18 protein-coding genes are annotated in these 19,768 nt (G+C 71.1%); 8 read left to right on the forward strand and 10 right to left on the reverse strand.

Features of this window, described 5'->3' with window-relative positions:
- Positions 1-185 precede the first annotated feature (185 nt).
- Both ACGF3J_RS13050 and ACGF3J_RS13055 read left to right on the forward strand, forming a co-directional pair.
- A complete protein-coding gene (locus tag ACGF3J_RS13050) occupies positions 186-2,789 on the forward strand; it encodes a bifunctional FO biosynthesis protein CofGH (protein ID WP_161329557.1) in 2,604 nt (867 codons plus the stop codon).
- A 97-nt stretch (positions 2,790-2,886) separates the two neighbouring features.
- Positions 2,887-3,450 carry a hypothetical protein gene (locus ACGF3J_RS13055; RefSeq protein WP_161329558.1) on the forward strand — a complete coding sequence of 188 codons (564 nt, stop codon included), beginning with the start codon at positions 2,887-2,889 and terminating at the stop codon, positions 3,448-3,450.
- Here ACGF3J_RS13055 and ACGF3J_RS13060 read toward each other — a convergent pair.
- Genes ACGF3J_RS13060 through ACGF3J_RS13075 form a run of 4 tightly spaced genes read right to left on the reverse strand, consistent with a single transcriptional unit; the run spans position 3,434 to position 6,121 of the window.
- A complete protein-coding gene (locus tag ACGF3J_RS13060) occupies positions 3,434-3,946 on the reverse strand; it encodes a DUF2165 domain-containing protein (protein ID WP_161329559.1) in 513 nt (170 codons plus the stop codon). The genes ACGF3J_RS13055 and ACGF3J_RS13060 overlap by 17 nt on opposite strands.
- A 29-nt stretch (positions 3,947-3,975) precedes the next feature.
- Positions 3,976-5,061: a tyrosine-protein phosphatase gene (locus ACGF3J_RS13065; RefSeq protein ID WP_161329560.1), complete on the reverse strand. Its 1,086-nt coding sequence runs from the start codon at positions 5,059-5,061 to the stop codon at positions 3,976-3,978.
- 50 nt (positions 5,062-5,111) lie between these two features.
- The gene (locus ACGF3J_RS13070; protein ID WP_161329561.1) at positions 5,112-5,312 is read right to left on the reverse strand and encodes a DUF397 domain-containing protein; all 201 of its coding nucleotides are present in this window, start codon (positions 5,310-5,312) and stop codon (positions 5,112-5,114) included.
- Positions 5,309-6,121, reverse strand: a complete 813-nt coding sequence (locus ACGF3J_RS13075; protein WP_161329562.1) for a helix-turn-helix transcriptional regulator — start codon at positions 6,119-6,121, stop codon at positions 5,309-5,311. The genes ACGF3J_RS13070 and ACGF3J_RS13075 overlap by 4 nt, the downstream gene beginning before the upstream one ends.
- A 228-nt stretch (positions 6,122-6,349) precedes the next feature.
- Here ACGF3J_RS13075 and ACGF3J_RS13080 point away from each other — a divergent pair, with 228 nt between their 5' ends.
- The gene (locus tag ACGF3J_RS13080; protein ID WP_161329563.1) at positions 6,350-6,838 is read left to right on the forward strand and encodes a hypothetical protein; all 489 of its coding nucleotides are present in this window, start codon (positions 6,350-6,352) and stop codon (positions 6,836-6,838) included.
- A gap of 105 nt (positions 6,839-6,943) precedes the next feature.
- The gene (locus tag ACGF3J_RS13085; protein WP_161329564.1) at positions 6,944-8,059 is read left to right on the forward strand and encodes an ADP-ribosylglycohydrolase family protein; all 1,116 of its coding nucleotides are present in this window, start codon (positions 6,944-6,946) and stop codon (positions 8,057-8,059) included.
- A gap of 64 nt (positions 8,060-8,123) precedes the next feature.
- Here the strand turns inward: ACGF3J_RS13085 and ACGF3J_RS13090 are convergent, their stop codons facing one another.
- Complete coding sequence (locus ACGF3J_RS13090) at positions 8,124-8,408, reverse strand: DUF4190 domain-containing protein (RefSeq protein WP_161329565.1); 285 nt, start codon at positions 8,406-8,408, stop codon at positions 8,124-8,126.
- Between the two features lie 173 nt (positions 8,409-8,581).
- Between ACGF3J_RS13090 and ACGF3J_RS13095 the strand changes: the two genes are divergently transcribed.
- On the forward strand, positions 8,582-8,992 hold the full coding sequence (locus tag ACGF3J_RS13095) for a VOC family protein (protein WP_161329566.1): 411 nt from the start codon (positions 8,582-8,584) through the stop codon (positions 8,990-8,992).
- 67 nt (positions 8,993-9,059) lie between these two features.
- Here ACGF3J_RS13095 and ACGF3J_RS13100 read toward each other — a convergent pair whose 3' ends face one another.
- From ACGF3J_RS13100 to ACGF3J_RS13110, 3 genes are all read right to left on the reverse strand, one after another.
- Positions 9,060-10,643 (reverse strand): sodium:solute symporter family protein, encoded by a 1,584-nt coding sequence (locus tag ACGF3J_RS13100; RefSeq protein WP_161329567.1) that lies wholly within the window; start codon positions 10,641-10,643, stop codon positions 9,060-9,062.
- Between the two features lie 226 nt (positions 10,644-10,869).
- A complete protein-coding gene (locus ACGF3J_RS13105; RefSeq protein WP_161329568.1) occupies positions 10,870-12,759 on the reverse strand; it encodes an MFS transporter in 1,890 nt (629 codons plus the stop codon).
- Between the two features lie 199 nt (positions 12,760-12,958).
- Positions 12,959-15,439 (reverse strand): D-alanyl-D-alanine carboxypeptidase, encoded by a 2,481-nt coding sequence (locus ACGF3J_RS13110; protein WP_202558329.1) that lies wholly within the window; start codon positions 15,437-15,439, stop codon positions 12,959-12,961.
- Between the two features lie 144 nt (positions 15,440-15,583).
- Between ACGF3J_RS13110 and ACGF3J_RS13115 the strand changes: the two genes are divergently transcribed.
- The 3 genes from ACGF3J_RS13115 (at position 15,584) to ACGF3J_RS13125 (ending at position 17,873) form a co-directional block, all read left to right on the forward strand.
- On the forward strand, positions 15,584-16,345 hold the full coding sequence (locus tag ACGF3J_RS13115; protein WP_161329570.1) for a GPP34 family phosphoprotein: 762 nt from the start codon (positions 15,584-15,586) through the stop codon (positions 16,343-16,345).
- A 303-nt stretch (positions 16,346-16,648) separates the two neighbouring features.
- The gene (locus tag ACGF3J_RS13120; protein ID WP_161329571.1) at positions 16,649-17,506 is read left to right on the forward strand and encodes a helix-turn-helix transcriptional regulator; all 858 of its coding nucleotides are present in this window, start codon (positions 16,649-16,651) and stop codon (positions 17,504-17,506) included.
- A gap of 175 nt (positions 17,507-17,681) precedes the next feature.
- A complete protein-coding gene (locus tag ACGF3J_RS13125) occupies positions 17,682-17,873 on the forward strand; it encodes a DUF397 domain-containing protein (protein WP_122619709.1) in 192 nt (63 codons plus the stop codon).
- A 105-nt stretch (positions 17,874-17,978) separates the two neighbouring features.
- Here ACGF3J_RS13125 and ACGF3J_RS13130 read toward each other — a convergent pair whose 3' ends face one another.
- Both ACGF3J_RS13130 and ACGF3J_RS13135 read right to left on the reverse strand, forming a co-directional pair.
- Positions 17,979-18,839 carry a MerR family transcriptional regulator gene (locus ACGF3J_RS13130; protein ID WP_161329572.1) on the reverse strand — a complete coding sequence of 287 codons (861 nt, stop codon included), beginning with the start codon at positions 18,837-18,839 and terminating at the stop codon, positions 17,979-17,981.
- 109 nt (positions 18,840-18,948) lie between these two features.
- Positions 18,949-19,470 (reverse strand): glutathione peroxidase, encoded by a 522-nt coding sequence (locus ACGF3J_RS13135; RefSeq protein ID WP_161329573.1) that lies wholly within the window; start codon positions 19,468-19,470, stop codon positions 18,949-18,951.
- Positions 19,471-19,768: the final 298 nt, after the last annotated feature.

The raw sequence follows: 19,768 nt of genomic DNA on the forward strand, positions 1-19,768 counted from the left end.
CTGCTGCTCCCTGTGTCGTCACGGTCATGACATCGGTGGTGCAGGGGTTGGTGCGTGCAACCCTCGTATTGAGCCGTGAACTCCCGGGCAAGGAAAGGGGTTCGGGGTGTGGAGTGCCGGGAACCGCGCGGTGGGCCGGCGGGACGGTGAACCCGCCCTGATCACGGCGCTCGTATGCTCGAAGGATGACGACTTCCGCGACCTCCGGAACCGGACCCGCCGACCAGGCCGGCCCCACCGAGAACTCCCTGCGTCGCGCCCTCAAACGCGCCCGGGACGGCGTCGCCCTGGACGTGTCCGAGGCCGCCGTGCTGCTCCAGGCGCGCGGCGAGCACCTCGACGCCCTGACCGCGTCCGCCGCCCGGGTCCGGGACGCGGGCCTGGAGGCGGCCGGGCGGCCCGGCGTCATCACGTACTCGAAGAGCGTCTTCGTCCCGCTGACCCGGCTGTGCCGGGACAAGTGCCACTACTGCACCTTCGTCACCGTCCCCGGCAAGCTGCGCCGGGCGGGGCACGGGATGTTCATGTCGCCGGACGAGGTGCTGGACATCGCGCGCAAGGGCGCCGCGCTCGGCTGCAAGGAAGCCCTCATCACGCTCGGCGACAAGCCCGAGGACCGCTGGCCCGAGGCCCGGGAGTGGCTCGACGCGCACGGGTACGACGACACGATCGCGTACGTCCGCGCCATCTCGATCCGCATCCTGGAGGAGACGGGCCTGCTCCCGCACCTCAACCCCGGCGTGATGTCCTGGACGGACTTCCAGCGGCTCAAGCCGGTGGCGCCGTCCATGGGCATGATGCTGGAGACGACGGCGACCCGCCTGTGGTCCGAGCCCGGCGGCCCGCACCACGGCTCCCCCGACAAGGAGCCCGCCGTACGGCTGAGGGTCCTGGAGGACGCCGGCCGTTCCTCGGTCCCCTTCACCTCGGGCCTGCTCATCGGCATCGGCGAGACCTACGAGGAGCGCGCGGAGTCGCTGTTCGCGCTGCGCAAGGTCTCCCGCGCCTACCACGGCATCCAGGAACTGATCATCCAGAACTTCCGCGCCAAGCCCGACACGGCGATGCGCGGCATGCCCGACGCGGAACTGGACGAGCTGGTCGCCACGGTGGCCGTGGCCCGGCACATCATGGGCCCGTCCGCCTGCCTCCAGGCCCCGCCGAACCTGGTGGACGCCGAGTACGAGCGGCTGATCGGCGCCGGCATCGACGACTGGGGCGGGGTCTCCCCGCTCACCATCGACCACGTCAACCCCGAGCGCCCCTGGCCGCAGATCGACGAACTCGCCGCGAAGTCACGGTCGGTGGGCTTCGAGTTGCGGGAACGTCTCTGCGTCTACCCGGAGTTCGTCCAGCGCGGCGAGCCCTGGCTGGACCCGAGGCTGCGCCCGCACGTGGCGGCCCTCGCCGACCCGGCGACGGGGCTCGCGCTGCCGGACGCACCGGTCGAGGGGCGCCCCTGGCAGGAACCGGACGAGGCGTTCACCGCCTCGGGCCGCACCGACCTGCACACCGCCATCGACACCGAGGGCCGCACCTCGGACCGCCGCGAGGACTTCGACGAGGTGTACGGCGACTGGGCCGCCCTGCGCGAGGCCGCCGCGCCCGGCATGGTCCCCGAGCGCATCGACACCGACGTGCGGGCGGCGCTCGCCACGGCGGCCGACGACCCGACGCGGCTGACGGACGACGAGGCGCTGGCCCTGCTGCACGCCGACGGCCCGGCGCTGGACGCCCTGTGCCGGGTGGCCGACGACGTCCGGAAGTCCGCGGTGGGCGACGACGTCACGTACATCGTCACCCGCAACATCAACTTCACCAACGTCTGCTACACCGGCTGCCGTTTCTGCGCCTTCGCCCAGCGCCGCACCGACGCCGACGCCTACACGCTCTCCCTGGACCAGGTCGCCGACCGCGCCGAGCAGGCGTGGGACGTGGGCGCGGTGGAGGTCTGCATGCAGGGCGGCATCCACCCGGACCTGCCGGGCACGGCCTACTTCGACATCGCGAGGGCGGTGAAGGCCCGGGTCCCCGGCATGCACGTGCACGCCTTCTCGCCGATGGAGGTCGTCAACGGCGCGACCCGCACCGGTATGTCGATCCGCGAGTGGCTGAGCGCGGCCAAGGAGGCGGGCCTGGACTCGATCCCGGGCACGGCGGCGGAGATCCTCGACGACGAGGTCCGCTGGATCCTCACCAAGGGCAAGCTGCCGGCGGCCACCTGGATCGAGGTGATCGAGACGGCCCACCAACTGGGCCTGCGTTCCTCCTCGACCATGATGTACGGCCACGTCGACCAGCCCCGTCACTGGCTGGGGCACCTGCGCACCCTGGCCGGCATCCAGCAGCGCACCGGCGGCTTCACGGAGTTCGTGACGCTCCCCTTCATCCACACCAACGCGCCGGTGTACCTGGCGGGCATCGCGCGGCCCGGACCGACCGTCCGCGACAACCGCGCGGTGACGGCGATGGCCCGCCTCCTTCTCCACCCGCACATCCCCAACATCCAGACAAGCTGGGTCAAACTGGGCACGGAGGGTGCGGCGGAGATGCTCCGCTCCGGCGCGAACGATGTCGGCGGCACCCTCATGGAGGAGACGATCTCCCGCATGGCGGGCTCCTCCTACGGGTCGTACAAGTCGGTCAAGGACCTGATCGCGGTCGCGGACGCGGCGGGCCGCCCGGCGAAGCCCCGGACCACGCTGTACGGGCCGGTGCCCGAGGAGCGGCAGCGGGCGGCGCGGGACTCGGACGGGCACCTGCCTCAGCTGCTGCCGGTGCTGGACTGAGACGCGGGCGGGCGGGGGCCCGGCGGGCGCGCAGTACGATGATCTGGCCCCAGGTGTGCCGGGGTCCCGTAGATGATCGCTGAGGAGATGCGTGCCCGTGCCTGCCCGACTTCCCTCATGGGCGTGGGTCTCCGGTCTGACCGTGGGCGCGATCGCGGCGGTGACCTTCCTGGCCGTGCAGGCGGACCAGGGGCCCCATCCCACCGCCGCGGCGACCAAGCCGGCTCCCACGGCGTCCGCGGGCCAGGACCCGGCGCCGAAGGAGACCGCGCCGGCCCGGGTGCCGGACGGCTCCGGCACCGGGCGACGGGTCGTGTACTCGGTCGACCAGAAGCGGGTCTGGCTGGTCGACGCCAGCGACGCCACCCGGCGGACGTTCACGGTGTGGCCCGGCACGGTCGACCCCGATCCGGGCACCTACACCGTCAGCAGCCGAGTCGAGGGTGCCACGACCGGCTCCGACGGGGTGGAGATCGAGCAGATCGTCTATTTCGCCCAGGAGGACGGCGTCTCGGTCGCCTTCTCCAACGCCGTCGACGGCTCCTCGCCGCCCCCGCCCGCCTCCGGCGCGAAGACGGGCGGCATACGGCTCCACAAGGCCGACGGGACGGCCGTCTGGGGCTTCGCGACGACCGGCACGAAGGTCACGGTCGTCGGCTAGCCTCGCCGCCACCGGAGGGCAGGTGCGCGACGACCAGTACGACGGCGCTGATCAGGAACACCCGCAGTGCCGCGTCCAGCCCGTTCCAGTCCGCCGACTGCCACATGGCGAACCACTCACCGCCGATCCCGATGAACCCGGCCCCGAAGAGCAGCATCAGCATGAGGGTGCCGTACGTGGTCAGCCGCCGCGCGGTGGCGTCGTTCCGGCGTATCCACAGCCAGGTCGCGCCGATCAGCACGAGGGCGGCCACGGTCTCCCACGCGATGATCGCGACGTACGCCGCGTCCTGGAGACCCTTGCTGGTGATCGCCCGCCACATCAGGTCGTCGTCCTTGAACGTGGTGTCCATCGCGAGGACGTGACGCACGAAGTCCCGGTTCGTCCCGAAGTCGGTGATGTTGCCGAACGCGACGAGGGCGATGTAGAGGGCGAGGACGCCGGTGAGGACGGTGGCCGCGAGGCCCAGGGGTCGGGGGTGTCTGGTGATGGTCATGGCCCCACCCTTCCCCATGCCGCTCGTGCTCAGCCGACCAGGAGGTCCGCCTTGAGCCGGCGCAGCTCGCGCGCGTCCATACCCAGGGCCTTCTTCTCGTACCCGGCGAACGAGCCGTAGGCGTCCTCGACTTCGGCGAAACCGGAGTTCAAGTAGGAGGCGCGCACGTCGAGCATCGGCTTGTAGACCGCGGCCTGCTCGGCGGGCATGGCGGCCAGGGCGGCGGCGTTGGCCTCGGCGCGGTAGTCGTTGGAGGCGAGGTAGTCCGCCATGACCGTCTCGCGCGGCACGCCGAGCGCGGTGAGCAGGGCGGCGCTCGCCCAGCCGGTGCGGTCCTTGCCCGCGGTGCAGTGGTAGAGGGTGCCGTCGGCGTCCCGGACCAGCCCGGCGAACACGGTGGAGTACGCGCCCTTCGCGCTCTCCCCGCTGACCATCGCCTTCTCACCGTCGATCATCATCTGCTCGGCCTCGGCGGCCGTCTCCGGCATGGAGAACACGGGGGAGTCGGCGCCGAGTACGTCCGCCACGACGTACCGCACGCCCTTGGGGAGGCGGTCCGGGGCGGAGGTGCGCTCGGAGGCGGTGCGCAGGTCGTAGTCGACGCGGATGCCGAGCCGCTTCAGCTTCGCCAGGTCGGCGTCGGTGAGCTTGTCGAGGGAGTCGGTGCGGTACACCGCGCCCATCCGCACCCACTGCCCGTCGCCGGTGCGGTAGCCGCCCGCGTCGCGGAAGTTGACCGTGCCCTCCAGCCGGATCAGCCGGTCGGCAAGCCGCAGCCGCTGGCCCCGGTCCGGAACCAGGTCGAACCACTGCCGGTCGGCGGCGGGCAGCCCCCGCACGGTGACCTTGCCGGTGGCGCCGCCCACGGCGACGGTACGGCCGTTCGCCCGGACGGCGACCTCGCGGACCCCCGGCGCCCTCCAGGCGATCTCGTACGTGCCGTCGTCCCGCGCGGTCACCTCGGCGGCGGTGAACGGTATCTGCCGCGCCGAGTGACCGGCGTGCGTCTGGTGCGCTGCGGGCGCGGCCGTTGCGGCCGGGGCGGCGACACCGGCGAGGAGCGCGGCGGCCGACAGGACGCAGGCCAGGCTGACACGTGTCTTGTTGTTCGTCATGGCCGGGATCGTTCAACGCCCGGACGGTCGCGCCGCTAACGGATCATGAACTAGGCCCGTCGGGTGGCCGTCGTGACGGTGTGCACGAACGCGGTCCAGGAGGCGCCGGTGAAGGTGAGGTTGGCGGCGGTGGGGTTCTTGGAGTCGCGGACGTGGATGGTGGGGGTGGTCGGGGGTATCGCGATCTCGACGCAGTCGGGCTCGTCGCTGCCGCTGTAGCTGCTCTTGAACCACTTCAGCGCAGAGGTCATGTCTGTTCTCCCCATACCTTTTCGATGAAGTCCCGCGACTCACGGGGCGAGAGCGCCTGTGCCCGGATCCTTCCATAGCGCATCTCCAAGGTCTGCACGTCCTTGGGGTTGCTCACGACCCGGCTGTGCAATTGGGCCGCCGTGTAACCGACTGTGCTGCCGTTCCGGAGCTTCAGCACTCGGAACGAACCGCTCAGGCCCGTGTGGTCTTCACGATCGGTCGGCATGACCTGGATCTCGACGTGCCGCAACTTGCCGATCTCCAGCAGATGTTCTAGCTGTCGACGCAGTACCGCCCTGCCGCCGACGGGCCGGCGCAGCGCCACCTCCTCCTGTACGAAGGTGATCATCGGCCTCGGTACCCGATCGAAAACGGCCTTCCGTGCCATACGGGCGGCGACGTGACGTTCGATCTCTTCCTCCGCGTAGGCGGGTTGCTGGGTCTCGTACAGGGCCTGTGCGTATTCCGGCGTTTGGAGGAGCCCATGAATCTGAAGGCTGGCATACGCACCCAACTCGACCGCCTCGTCCTCCAGCCTGGCCAGATCCCGCACCTTCTTCGGGTACCGGGCCTTCTCCACGTCCTCCTTCATCGAGGCGAGCTTGCCGCCCGCGCCGAGGACGTCGTCGGCGTTGTCCAGGAAGTCCGGCTTGGGGATGCGCCGCCCGCGTTCGACCGACGAGACCAGGTCCTCGCCGTACCCGATCGCGGCGCCCAGCTCCGGCTGAGTCATCCCGGCGGCCTCGCGCCACATCTTGACCTGCCGCCCGACCGTCCTGAGTACGGCCTCGGACTCCTCGTCCTCCATGTCTTCCCCTCCCGAACGGTCACCCTCAGTGTCGAGTTCGTCACCGGACAGAGTAGGGACGGACGACCACGCTGGGTGACGTGTTCCGGAATTCGGCCACCGGTCGCGTCCGGCCGGGTCCCGCGTACCCACAACCTGGTCGGGCCGAGGCTTACGCCCGGCCCAACTGGCCCTTCCAGCGCAGAATCCGGCTCGACCCATGAAGACTCAGGACGGAATCATGGACGAATGACGTCGGCCGAAGCAGCAGCACTCGCCTTGCAGGACCAAGCAGCCCTGTGGAGGACGCGCGAGGCCGGTGCGGCCGATGTCGTCTCCAGCGCCTGTGATGCGCTCGTCGCCGGTCTCGACAGCCCCGCCCTGCGCATACTGGCCGCCTGCACACGCGCGGAGGCGGACTACGACGTCCACGATCTTCTTCCTCCCGCACTCGAGGAACTGGGTCTCGTCCTCCACCCGGCGGGCAGCCGTGCCGCACAGGAGGCCGGCGTACGAGCCCTTGCCACCCGCACGCTGGCCGGCGAGCTGACACCGCGCGAACTGGCCTTCCGGATCCACCAGCGCTTCGGACACGACCTGCCGTTGACCGAACGTCTCGCTGAGCTGGACGACGAGTACGACTACCTCGGACTCGGCGACGGGACACCGGCCCAGGTCGACGCCGACGTTCTGGCAGAAGCGCGGCGGATCACCGCGGCCGTCCGCCCCGTGCCATGACGTGAACGTTTCCACACCGTTCCGCCCCTGAAGCGACCGTCCACCTTCGAATAAAGTGCTGGGCGTCGTACGTACGGACCATGTCGATGCCGAGGGGAGGTCCGGGTGGGCGCGACAGCCGGTGCCGTCTGGGGGCGTGCCGAGCAGCAGGACTTCCGCAGCCGGGTGCGCGGGACGCTGCTCGGTGTGGCCGTCGGGGACGCGTTCGGCGCGCCCGTCGACGGGCTGGACCTCGACGGGATCCGGGAGGAGCACGGCGCGGAGGGCCTCACCGACCTGGCCCCGGCCTACGGCAGGCGCGGCGCGGTCACCCACCTCACCCAGCTCAGCCTGTTCTCCGTGGACGGGCTGATACGGGCCCAGGTACGGCGGGACACCGGCGCCTGGCACCCGCCGACCGACCTGCACCGGGCCTACCGGCGCTGGGCCGCGACCCAGCGCGACTGGGGGCCCGACCTGCGGCGCAAGGACGACGGGTGGCTGGCCCACGAGGAGTGGCTGTACGTCCGCCGGGACGCACCCAAGGCGCTGCTGCTCGGGCTCGGGGACGAGACGATGGGGACGCCGGAGGCGCCCAAGAACCCCGGCGAGCGCGGAGCCGAGGCGGCCGCCCGGTCGGCGCCCTTCGGCCTGCTCGTCGGCTGGGAGCCGCAGCTGGTCGCGCAGCTCGCCGTGGAGTGCGCGGCACAGACCCACGGCCACCCCACCGGGTACCTCGCGGCGGGCGCGTACGCCGTGATCGTGCACGGGCTGGCGCGCGGGGAGAGTCTGGACGCTGCGGTCCAGCGCGCGCTCGCGCTGCTCGTCGCCCGGCCGGGGCACCCGCCCGTGACCGAGGCGCTCCAGCACGCGCTGGGCGCGGTACGGCAGGGGCTGCCGACCCCGGCGCGGGTCACCGAGCTGATCGGCGAGGGCACGGCGGAGGGCCTCGTCGCCGCCGCGGTGTACTGCGCCCTGGTCGGCGAGGACGTACGGCACGGACTGCGGCTCGCCGTGAACCACGACGGCCCCTCCGCCGCGACCGGCGCCCTCACCGGCGGCCTGCTCGGCGCGCTGCACGGCGAGACGGCCCTCCCCCCGGCCTGGCTGGCCGAGCTGGAGGGCCGGGCCACGCTCCTCGAACTCGCCGACGACTTCGCCATGGAGATGACCCAGGGCCCGGCCCTGCACGGCCCGGCGGGCTCGTCCCCGGGCTGGCTGGCCCGCTATCCGCGTGCCTAGAAACGCGAAGGGCCCCGCGCGGTAGACAGACCTGCGCGGAGCCCTCGGCCGGCTGGTTCGGGCGTCAGCCGCCCACGTACCAGCTGAAGCCGCCGCTCGACGCGGCCACGATCATCAGCACGACGAAGAGCAGTACGTCGACGATGCCGAGCGCGATGGCGGCCTTCGCCATGCCGGCGCCGCCCTTCGCCCCGGCCTGCCGCAGGCCGACGGCACCGAAGACGATGGCCAGCGGGCCGAGCACGATGTTCAGGATGAAGATGCCGACGACGCCGCACGCGAGCCCGGCGACGGCAAGTCCGTTGGTACGCGAGCCTGCGGCCGACGCGCTGTTGCTGAAGTTGGTCATCGCTCTCTCCCCACCTCGGGTCCGGCTTCTGTGAGCTCCCGTATGCCCCGGCTTCCGCCGAACAGACAGCATGCGCACACACTTTCGGTAGCGGACCGGGTGGGTCGCCCTCCACGCTCGTCGCGATCGCCGTCCCCAGGGCACACCGCCCCCCACCCCGCTAGCGTGGCCGCATGGGTATCAGCATTCACACCACCGTCCTCCCGCACGACGACCCGGACGCGTCGCTGGTGTTCTACCGCGACGTGCTCGGGTTCGAGGTCCGGCAGGACGTGGGGCAGGGCGCGATGCGCTGGATCACCGTCGGGCCCGCCGGGCAGCCGGACATCTCGCTGCTGCTGGCGCCGCCCGCCGCCGACCCCGGCATCACCGAGGCCGAGCGCCGGACCATCGCCGAGATGATGGCCAAGGGCACCTACGGGTGGCTGCTGCTCGCCACCAAAGACCTCGACGGCACCTTCGAGAAGCTGCGCGCCGGGAACGCCGAGATCGTCCAGGAGCCGACCGAGCAGCCGTACGGCATCCGGGACTGCGCCTTCCGCGACCCGGCCGGCAACCAGATCCGTATCCAGGAAGTGCACTGAGCCCGACGCCTCCGGCCGGCGCCCGTCGTCGCGGGTACCGGCCGGAGACGGAGACTTTCGCGCCGGGCTAGTCGCCCACCTTGCTGCCCGTCTTCGCGTCGCCCACGCCGGGCGCCGGTGTGGGGATCGCGGCCGTCGCGCCGGACACGTCGCCGTCGTCGTCGGTGTTGACGCGCTCGATGATCGCCATCCGCTCCGGGGTGTCCTCCGGCTTCAGGTAGCCGATCACGATGTACAGGACCAGCGAGACCGCCAGCGGGATGGAGACCTGGTACTCCAGCGGCACCCCGCCGTCCACGTTCCAGCTGATCGGGTAGTTGACCAGCCAGAAGGCGAGCAGCCCGAGCCCCCAGCTGGTGAGCGCGGCGGTCGGTCCCGAGCGGCGGAAGGGCCGCAGCAGACCGAGCATCATCGGGATCGCGATCGGGCCCATCAGCCCGGCGACCCACTTGATGACGACCGTGATGATGTCCTTGAACGTCGGCGAGTCGACCTGGGTCGCCACCGCCATCGACAGCCCGAGGAAGACCACCGTCGTGAGCCGGGCCGCCAGCAGTCCCGCGCGCTGCCCCCACTCCCGCGCCCGCGACGACAGCACGGGGGCCACGTCCCGGGTGAACACGGCCGCGATGGCGTTGGCGTCCGAGGAGCACATGGCCATGGTGTGCGAGAAGAAGCCGACGATGACCAGGCCGAGCAGTCCGTGCGGCAGCAACTGCTCGGTCATCAGCGCGTACGAGTCGGAACCGTCCGGCTTCTGGGACTCCACCAGCAGCGGAGACATCCACATCGGGAAGAACAGCACCAGCGGCCAGACCAGCCAGAGCACCGCCGACAGCCGCGCCGACCGGGTGGCCTCGTGGGCGTTGCGGGTGGCCATGTAGCGCTGGGCCTGGTTGAGCATGCCGCCGTTGTACTCGAAGAGCTTGATGAAGAGGAAGGCCAGCAGGAACACCGTTCCGTACGGGCCGACCAGCGGCTTTCCGTGACCCTGGAGGGCGGGTTCGTCCCAGACGCCGAAGAAGCCGCCGTAGTCGCCCAGCTTCATCACCACGGCCACGAACATCGCCACACCGGCCAGCAACTGGATGATGAACTGGCCCAGCTCGGTCAGCGCGTCCGCCCACAGGCCGCCGATCGTGCAGTAGATGCCCGTGATGACGCCGGTGATCAGGATGCCCTGGTTGAGGCTGATGCCGGTGAAGACGGACAGCAGGGTGGCGATGGCCGCCCACTTCGCGGCCACGTCCACGATCTTCAGCAGCATGCCGGACCAGGCCAGCGCCTGCTGGGTGGGCAGGTTGTACCGGTTCTTCAGGTACTCCAGCGGCGAGGCCACGTGCAGCCGTGAGCGCAGCCGGTTGATGCGCGGCGCGAACAGCTTGGAGCCGATGGCGATGCCGAGCGCGATGGGGAACGACCACGTCACGAACGAGGTGACGCCGTAGGTGTAGGCGATGCCGGCGTAGCCGGTGAACATCACCGCGCTGTAGCCGGACATGTGGTGCGAGATGCCGGACAGCCACCAGGGCATCTTGCCCCCGGCCGTGAAGAAGTCGCTCACGTCGTCCACGCGTTTGTGCGACCACACGCCGATCGCCACCATGACGGCGAAGTAGCCGATGAGCACGGACCAGTCGAGACCGTTCATGTGCCCCCTTCCGGGGTCCGCCTTGTGAACTCCGCTCAGCTGGTTGGCACTTCGCACGAGCGGGGTAGGGGCGGGTAGGGGCGAGGCAGGGCGCGAAGTGCCCGCTCATCGTGGTTGCGTCGACGCGGGCACGACAAGGAAGAGGGAGGTCAAGAGCGAGTAAAAATGTTCGGCTTACTGACCTCGGTTCACCTACATGAACGCCGAGAGGTTCATCCCCAGAGGCTTACCTCAGCTCCTCCGGGCACGGTGTGCCCCGCTGAAGTCCGTACGGCGCGGCCAGCCGGTACGTGCCCGCCTCGGGGGCGAGCAGCAGCGTCCACTTGTCGCCCTCGGCGGTCTCCTCGGTCTCCGTCACGCAGCCGTTCACGTTGTCGTACGTCTTCGGCGTGCCCTCGGGGCTGTTCTTGGAGCTCTCCGTCTCCTGCGGCGGCTGGAGCTTGTTGCCCTCGGCGTCCACCAGGCTCAGCCACGGCGAGTACGGCACCCGGACCAGGATCCGGCCCGGCTCCTTCACGTCGATCGTCCACTCGCCCTGCTCGGCGCGCTGGACCTCCGCGTTGGGCTCCGCCAGCGGGGTCGGGTTGGTCACCTGGAAGAGCTGCCAGTTGGCGTCGCCCCAGATCTGCTTCAGGAACGGCAGGCCCCGCTGGACCAGCTCCCGCTCCCGCTCGCCGCCGTCCCCGTCCGGCTCGTCCTTCGGCAGCACCACGAAGTGCACCGCCCAGCGCTGCAGCCACTCGTGGTAGTTCGCCGAGTTGAGCGTGTCGTCGTAGAAGAGGGGGTTGCGTTCCATGTCGGCCTGACGGTTCCAGCCGCGGGCCAGGTTCACGTACGGCGCCAGCGCCGAGGCCTCACGGTGGGAGCGGGCCGGGACGACCTCGACCCGGCCGCGTTCGGCGCCGACCTCCTGGAGTTCGTTGACCAGCGGCGCCAACTCCCGCGCCCACGAGGCGGCCGGCGTCGTGTGAACGACGTCGTCGGCCGACTTGAAGCCGATCCAGACCACGAAGCCGACGAGCGAGACCACCAGCGCGTACCACTTGCGCGACTTCGGCACCGTGAACGGCAGCGCCGCCACCAGTGCCACCCCGGCGAAGAGCATCGCCAGACGCGTGATGTTGGAGCCGATCTGCGAGCTGATCACCCAGACCAGCAGCACGGCCAGGCCGTAGACCGCCGAGGTGATCCGCACGGTGGTCCAGGTGCGCGGCACGAACGCGTAGACCAGGCCCGCGTAGAGGACCGGCAGGGCCGCCGATCCGAAGGACATCGGCTGGGTGCCGGAGAAGGGGAACAGCCAGGCCGACAGCGCCACGACCGCCGCCGGGGCCAGCCCCAGCGACCAGGCGCCCGGCCGCCGCTTCTGGAGGAACAGCGCGACCGCCACCAGGCCCACGAACAGGCCCGAGACCGGCGACGCCATCGTGGACAGCGCGGCCAGCGGCGCCGCGCACAGCCCCTTGGCCCAGCGCTCGTAGCGCCAGCGGTAGGGCCAGCAGAAGACCGCGGCGACCGCGCCGAGACCGAACATCATGCCCAGGCCGAAGGTCACCCGGCCCGACGCGGCGTTGCCCAGCAGCCCGAACAGCCCCGCCAGCGAGGCCCACAACGGATTGCGCACCACGCGGCTGCGGATCAGGATCATCGTCAGCAGGCCCGCCGACACCGTGCCCGCGATCATCATCGTGGTCCGCACGCCGAGCACCGACATCAGGTACGGCGAGACCACGCTGTACGACACCGGGTGCATGCCGCCGTACCAGGCGAGGTTGTACGCCGAGTCCGGGTGCCGGCCGACGAACTCCGACCACGCGTCCTGTGCCGCGAGATCGCCGCCGCTGTTCGCGAACGTGAAGAACCAGACGACGTGGAGGATGCCGGCCAGGACGGTCACGGACAGCACGGGGTGGCGCAGCATGCGCTCGCGCACGGCGTGGAAGGCGGCGTTCATCGGGGACGGCGCCTGCGGGCGGTCCTCGTGGGGCCCTTGCGCGTCCGTGTGTCCGGGGTCACGGCCGTCGTCCTCCGCGCGCGGCGCGGGTACGCGTGGTCGCGGACCGGCTCCCGGGTCCGAATCGGCGTCGTCGGCGCGTGTCGGCTCCGCAGTGGCCACCTGAAGGCACTCCCCGTGTCCCGTCTTCTGCTTTGGGCCGTGTCCCGTTCCGGCGACCGGCGACCTGCCCCGTTTCGTGACGCTAGCACGCACGCCCGCACCGTGGCTTCCTCACTTTCGGCGCCCCACGCGAACGCCCCCGCGGCCGGTCGGCCACGGGGGCGTTGGGCGTCGGTCCGGCCCGTGCGGGCCCGTGGACTCAGCCCACGCGGGTGAGCTTGTCCGTGAAGCCGGGCTCGGCGAGGTCGTCCTGGAGGGCGACCGGCACCTTCACCGCGCCGCTGCTGCCGCCGTCGCCGACCGCGAGGGTGCCGACCTTCGTCCCGGCCTTCGCCGTGTGCGGCACCTCGTCCGCCTTGAACGTCAGTTTCACGGTCAGGCCCGCCCAGCCGACCGCCTTGACGTCCTGCGTGGCGATGACCGGCGTGCGGCCGCCGAGACCGTCGTCGACGTACCCGACGACGCTGCCCTTCTTCACGATCGTCGACGACTCCAAGGTGTCCTGCGCGGCCCGGATCAGCTTGTCGCTGGAGTCCAGCGCGGCACCGAGGATGGTGTTGTCCGCGCCGCCCGCCGGCTGCCGCACCACGGCACCGACGATGGTCCGGGTCTCGCCGTCGACGTCCTTCTTGGCCGCGAAGACGAGGTTGCCGAGCGCGGAGGTGGTGGTGCCGGTCTTGATGCCGACGACGTCGTTGTGGCCGACCAGGTGGTTCCAGTTGGAGTGGTTGACGCCCTTGTAGTCGTCGTAGGACATCATCGCCGCGACCTCGCGGAACGCGGGCTCCGTCATCGCCGCCTTGGCCAGCTTCACCTGGTCCACGGCGGTGCTCACGGTGGTGTTGTTCAGGCCCGACGGGTCGGTGTACGTGGTGTTGGTCATGCCGAGGTCCTCGGCGGCGGCGTTCATCTTCTCGACGAACGCCTTCTCGGACCCCGCGTCCCAGCGGGCGAGCAGCCGCGCCACGTTGTTCGCGGACGCGATGAGGATGCTCTCGAGGGCCTCGCGCTGCGAGATCGAGTCGCCCGCGAACACGTTGACCGTCGACTCCTGGCCCGCCTGCGACTGGTCCTCGGCGGCCTGGTCGATCTTGATCTTCGGGCCTTCGGCGCCGCTCTTGAGCGGGTGCTCGCGCAGGATGACGTACGCGGTCATGACCTTGGCGACGCTCGCGATCGGTACGGGCTTCTGGTCGCCGGACGAGCCGAAGCTCCCGATGCCCTGCACGTCGAGCGCGGCCTGCCCGCTGGACGGCCACGGGATCTGCGGCTTGCCGCCCTCGAAGGTGAAGCTGTCCTCGGCCGTGAGGTCCAGGGTGGGCGCGGGCAGCGGGCGCATCGACTGCGCCACCGCGAAGACGATCAGCAGCAGGACGACCAGCGGCGTCCAGATCTTGACCCGGCGCACCGTCGTCCGCAGCGGGGTCTCCGGGGGCGGCGGGGTGTTGGTCAGCTCCGCCAGCAGGTCCAGCGGCGGCTTCGGCGGCAGCGGCTGCTGTGTCGTCCGCTCCGGACCGACCTGGGGTACGGCGGCGGTGGGGGCGTTGCGGGGAACGCGCGGCTGCTCGGTGGGCTCGGCAGGCTCGCCGGGTGCCTTCGGGGCGCCAGGCGGCTTGCGCGTCGCCGGGTCGTCGAGGTGGCGCAGCGCCACGAACTTGCTGGTCCGCTCGACGTCGCGCGGCTCGTCGGCCTTGCTCCCCTTGCCTTCCTCGTCTGCCTTGTCTTTGCTGCCCGCTTTGCGTGCCTTGTCGCCCTCGGCGTCCTTGGCGTTCTTGTCGGACTTCTTGGCGGCCGGGGCGACGTCGCCCAGCTTCAGCATCGTCGTGGGCTGGTCGACAGGGGGCTTGGCGGGCCGCGTCTGGAACACGGCGGTGGGCTGGTCGACCGGACGCGCGTCTTCCGCGGGGGCGTCGGAGGGCTTCTCGTCGGCCTCCGGGGCCTCCTCGGGGGCCTCGGCGTCCTTCTGGGCGCCCTCGGTGCCCTCGTCCCCCTCCGGGGCCTCCAGGCGCGCGTTGGCGGCGGCCCGCTCGTCCGCGGTCGCCACCCAGGCGGCCACGGCGTCCCGGAGGCGCCCGTCGCTGGGGGTGGCGTCGTCCCCGGAGTCGTCCCCGGAGTCGTCCCCGGCGTCGTCCTCCTCGGACGTGGCAGACGTAGCGGACGTATCCGGCTTCTCGGACTTCTCCGGCGTATCCGCTTCGTCGGAGCCGTCCGAGGCCTCGGAGGCGTCGGACGCTTCGCCCTCGTCGCCCTCGTCGGCGGACTCCGTCTCGGCGGCCGTCTCGGACGTTCCGGACGTCCCGGAGTCTTCGGCCTCCTCGGACGGCTCCTCGTCGGCGGACCTCGCTTCGTCCGCTGTGTCCGCCTCGTCCGACTCCGCTTCCGTCTCCGTCTCGCGGACCGACAGCACCCGGGTCGCCGTGTCGACGCCCCCACGTCGGCGCTCCGTGCCGTCGGACCCGGCGGACGCCGAGGACTTCGCGTCCTCCCGTGACACCGCCAGCCGCGGATCACGTGCCTCGCTCGCCTCGGTCCTGGCTTCGGGAACCGGACCCGCGCTCCCCGACGTCGGTTCTTCCGACGACTCGCGCTGCTTCGACCTGTCGGGGGACTCGCCCGCCACCGATGCCTCCTCCATGCGCCGCACGTGCCGTGCGCGCTGCCGATCCCGTACCGAAACCATTTACCAGTGTCCTGTGTACGGGGGGAACCCACGCGGAAGACGAGAACGACATACCTACTGGTTCCACTACAAACAGGTCACGCACCCTCGACAGACCAATGTGAGAGGGGTCACCCTGTCTCTCATCCACGCGGGGAGGCATGGATGGGCAGGAGCCGCAGAACACTTCCGGAGGAGCTTCTGCTGCTGGCGTTGGACCCGACCACGGGTACCACCGCACAGCCGCAGTCGCTCGACCTGGGTCTGGCCGGAGCGCAGCTGGTCGAGCTGGCGCTGGCCGGACGGATAGCCCCAGACGGGGATCGTATCGCCGTGGTGGCACCACGGCCGACAGGAGATCCAACACTGGACTGCGCGTTGGAGTTGCTGCGAAGGCGTGGCGCTCCCGTACGGGCGGTCAACTGGATTGGCGGGCCCCGCCTGGGGCTGCGCCAGACCTACCTCTCGCATCTGGAGCGATGCGGCATGGTGCATGCCGTGGAGGGCCAGATGTGCGGGGTGCTGCCGACGACTCGCTATCAGGCGACGGACACGGCGATCAGCAGGGAGATCAAGGCCCGGCTCGACTCGGCGATCCGCACCGGCGTTCCGCCGGACCCGCGGACCGCGGCGCTCGCCGCGCTGGCCCACGCGGTCGGTCTCGGCAAGCACCTCTACCCGGGCAACGAAGGACGTTCGTCGCGGTCCCGCCTGCGGGACCTCATCAGGCACGACCCCATGGGCGGTCTGGTGGCGCACGCGGTGATGGACGTACAGAACGGCGCGGGGGCGCAGCAACGCCGCGCTCCGGCCGCCCCGGCCGGCCGTCAGGCCGCCGGACCCGGTGGCAGGCCCGCTCCGGAACCCGCCCGAGGTGTTCCGGCGCAACCACGCCACGGATCCATGGCGCGTGCGGTGGCCCACTGAGCCGCACCGCACCGCAGTGACGCACACGCAGTACCGCACCGCCGCACCGCCAGTCCCCAAGCCCGGTCACGGGAGCCGCAGGTCCGCGCGGGGCGGCGGGACCGACCGCACGTCCGGCATGCCCGGACGGCGGCCCGGCCCGCCGCCCCGCGCGGCCATGTGTACGGGTGGCGTCCCGAACTGGCGTGTACGCGGCGCATATGGACCGTTTGCCAGCGGTAGAAACCACCTTGGTGGCAGTCTGCTCAGCAGCAGATACGCAAAGTGGCAAGTATGAGTCACGCAGCCGGAGGTGCACGTTCCGTGGCGTCGAGTGTCAATCCCACCGTAAGGCGGCGTCGGCTGGGCCAGGAGCTGCGCAGGCTCCGCGAGCTCAAGGGCATGACGGCCGAGGAGGTGGCGGAGCGGCTGCTGGTCTCGCAGTCGAAGATCAGCCGCCTGGAGAACGGCAGGCGCAGCATCAGCCAGCGCGACGTCCGTGACCTGTGCGGGGTGTACGAGGTCGAGGACCAGCGGATCGTCGACTCGCTGATGCAGATGGCCAAGGACTCGCGCCAGCAGGGCTGGTGGCACGCCTTCGGGGACATCCCGTACAGCGTCTACATCGGCCTGGAGACCGACGCGGAGTCGCTGCGGACCTATGAACCGCAGATCATCACCGGGCTGTTGCAGACCCGGGCGTACGCCGAGGCGCTCATCCAGGGTGCCCTTCCGGAGACGTCGGTCGCCGACATCGAGAAACGGGTGCAGGTCCGCATACGGCGCCAGGAGCGCATCTCCGCCCAGAACAACCCGCTGCGGCTGTGGGTGGTGCTGGACGAGGCCAGCCTGCGCCGCGTGGTGGGCGGCAGGCATGTGATGCGGGAGCAGTTGGAGCACGTCGCCGAGATGTCGCAGCTGCCGCACATCACCGTGCAGGTGCTGCCGTTCGACGTCGGGGCGCACCCCGGCATCAACGGGCAGTACTCGATCCTGGAGTTCGCCGACGCGGCCGACTCCAGCGTGGTCTACATCGAGGGCGTGACCAGCGACCTGTACCTGGAGAAGGCGCTGGATGTGCAGAAGTACACGGTGATGTACGAGCATCTGCGGGCGCAGGCGCTCAACGTGGAGCAGTCGCGCCAGCGCATCGAGGACGTGGCGAAGGAGTACGCACGCTGAGAAGGGGCGAATGTTACACCCCTGACTGGCGGTACTGGAAGACTCACCTGGAATATGCCATCCGGTCGGGTGAATGGCTGCTCCGTGCGGGGAGGTCAGCGAGTAGCGTCGATCACGCCAAAGATCACACGTCATTGGCGTAAACCGCACTCAGCAACTCGCCATCGGAGCAGACATGGCAATTCGTCAGGGCGCCCAGGAATCGTGGACCAAGTCCTCCTACTCCGGAGGGAACGGCGCGTGCGTCGAGGTCCGGTCACCCCTCGTGGCGGCGCTCGCCGTCCGTGACTCCAAGGTCCAGGAGGGCCCGGTCCTCGCCTTCCCCGCCGACGCGTGGAACGCGTTCGTGGGGTCGGTCAAGGAGTAACACCCCAGGGACGACTCCACGCACCGCCCGGCAGTACCGACGGCGGAGCCCTCTCGACCAGTTCGCCGACCTTGCCGAGAGGGCTCTGTCTCACCTCACCTCACCTCACCTCACCGGGAAGGCGATGTCGCACACCGGGTCCTCGGGACCCGCCGCCTCCCAGTCGGCGAAGTACACCTCGCGGCACGGTCCCGCCGCCGTCAGTCCCTGATCGGCGATCCACGCCTCCACCGCCTCGAACGCGGTCAGGATCTGCGGATGCGCGACCTGCGCCTTGGTGATCCGGGTGTAGGCCAGCCGCCCGGCCGGCTCCACCCGCACCCGCGTCTGCCAGGCCCGTCCGCGCTCCTCGCACCACGCCCGGGCCGCCGCCTCGTCGGCCACCGGGACGCACGACTCCGCCGGGCCGTCACTCTCCACGGACACCTCGGCGTGGTAGACGACGTACGGCGCCGCCGTCACCCCTCCGCAACCGCGGGCCGCCTCCTCCAGCCGCCCCAGCGAAGCGCCGATCCACGCCGGCAGTTCCGCCGCCAGAGTGTGCCGGGTTTCGCTGATCACCACCTGCTCGGGCACGTCCACCGTCTCGACCTCGAACCTCGCGTACATCTCGGAGCTCCTCCCCGACAGTCGTCCACGGAGGTGCTCGGTGAGCGTGCGCTGTCCGGCCACCCGGGCCTCCACGCCCGCCCAGTAGGCGTCGAGCAGGGCGGCGGCCCGGGGCCCGTCCGCGTGGACCACCTCCGCGACCTGCGCGAGCGGCATGTCCAACTGGCGCAGCAGCGCCACCAGCCGGGCACGTTCCGCCTGGCCGGCGCGGTAGTAGCGGTAGCCGGTGGCCTCGTCCACCCGGGCGGGCACCAGCAGGCCCATCCGGTCGTACAGCCTGAGGGCCTTGGCCGACAGCCGGGCCCGCTCGGCGAACGCCCCGATGGTCAGCAACCCGTCGTCGCGCGCGTCGTCCACGTCGTCATCCTCCGTCGCCGGACGGCTTCTCCGCCCGGCGACGAGGACGCTCGGGCCTGACCCAGGGGGAAGGTCAACCGGCCCGTCGGTCGTTCCGGTGTGCGGTCGCTCAGTCCGCCAGCCGGGCCTCCACAGCCGCCACGACCTCGGCCGCCTCCGGCTCGGTCTGCGGGGCGAACCGGGCGGCGACCTTGCCGTCCCGCCCGATCAGGAACTTCTCGAAGTTCCAGCGGATGTCCCCGCTGTGCCCCTCGGCGTCGGCGAAGCCGGTCAGGCGGTCGTAGAGCGGGTGGCGGTCGTCGCCGTTGACGTCGACCTTCCCGGTCATCGGGAAGGTGACGCCGTACGTCGCCGAGCAGAACTCGGCGATCTCCTCCGAGCTGCCGGGCTCCTGGCCCATGAACTGGTTGCAGGGCACGCCGAGGACGGTGAAGCCCTGGTCCGCGTACCGCTCGTGCAGCCGCTCCAGGCCGGCGTACTGCGGGGTCAGCCCGCACTTGGAGGCCACGTTGACCACCAGTACGACCCGGCCCGCGTACTGGGAGAGGTCGGCGGACCCGCCCTGGAGGGCGTCGATCCCGACGTCGAGGGGAAGGCCTTCACTGCTGCGCGCGTTCTCTGAGGTCGTCATGCCCGGATGCTAGCCCCGCCGGGTGACAGCTCCTCCGGCCGCCACCCCGCCTTCGGCCTCGCCGGCCACCCTCCCGGTGGCCGCCTCGGCGGGTGTTCACCCGGTGGCTGTCCCGACGGCTGCTTCTTCGGCTGCCGGCTCGGCGGGCGCTTCATCGGCTGGAGGCTCGGCGGGTGCCTCCTCGGCGGGCGCTTCCTCGGCTGGCGGCTCGGCGGGCGCTTCTTCGGCTGGCGGCTCGGCGGGCGCGTCCCCGGCTGCCGGCTCGGCGGGTGCCTCCCCGGCCGCCGCCTCGACCGGC

Origin of the sequence: Streptomyces sp. NPDC048171 (assembly GCF_043202655.1) — a bacterium.
Lineage (GTDB): Bacteria > Actinomycetota > Actinomycetes > Streptomycetales > Streptomycetaceae > Streptomyces.

Bases quoted from the DNA above. Each gene is read 5' to 3' on its own strand.
- ACGF3J_RS13050 (WP_161329557.1), top strand. From the start codon at position 186: ATGACGACTTCCGCGACCTCCGGAACCGGACCCGCCGACCAGGCCGGC.
- ACGF3J_RS13060 (WP_161329559.1), bottom strand. From the start codon at position 3,946: ATGACCATCACCAGACACCCCCGACCCCTGGGCCTCGCGGCCACCGTC.
- ACGF3J_RS13065 (WP_161329560.1), bottom strand. From the start codon at position 5,061: ATGACGAACAACAAGACACGTGTCAGCCTGGCCTGCGTCCTGTCGGCC.
- ACGF3J_RS13070 (WP_161329561.1), bottom strand. From the start codon at position 5,312: ATGACCTCTGCGCTGAAGTGGTTCAAGAGCAGCTACAGCGGCAGCGAC.
- ACGF3J_RS13075 (WP_161329562.1), bottom strand. From the start codon at position 6,121: ATGGAGGACGAGGAGTCCGAGGCCGTACTCAGGACGGTCGGGCGGCAG.
- ACGF3J_RS13080 (WP_161329563.1), top strand. From the start codon at position 6,350: ATGACGTCGGCCGAAGCAGCAGCACTCGCCTTGCAGGACCAAGCAGCC.
- ACGF3J_RS13090 (WP_161329565.1), bottom strand. From the start codon at position 8,408: ATGACCAACTTCAGCAACAGCGCGTCGGCCGCAGGCTCGCGTACCAAC.
- ACGF3J_RS13095 (WP_161329566.1), top strand. From the start codon at position 8,582: ATGGGTATCAGCATTCACACCACCGTCCTCCCGCACGACGACCCGGAC.
- ACGF3J_RS13100 (WP_161329567.1), bottom strand. From the start codon at position 10,643: ATGAACGGTCTCGACTGGTCCGTGCTCATCGGCTACTTCGCCGTCATG.
- ACGF3J_RS13110 (WP_202558329.1), bottom strand. From the start codon at position 15,439: ATGGTTTCGGTACGGGATCGGCAGCGCGCACGGCACGTGCGGCGCATG.
- ACGF3J_RS13115 (WP_161329570.1), top strand. From the start codon at position 15,584: ATGGGCAGGAGCCGCAGAACACTTCCGGAGGAGCTTCTGCTGCTGGCG.
- ACGF3J_RS13125 (WP_122619709.1), top strand. From the start codon at position 17,682: ATGGCAATTCGTCAGGGCGCCCAGGAATCGTGGACCAAGTCCTCCTAC.
- ACGF3J_RS13135 (WP_161329573.1), bottom strand. From the start codon at position 19,470: ATGACGACCTCAGAGAACGCGCGCAGCAGTGAAGGCCTTCCCCTCGAC.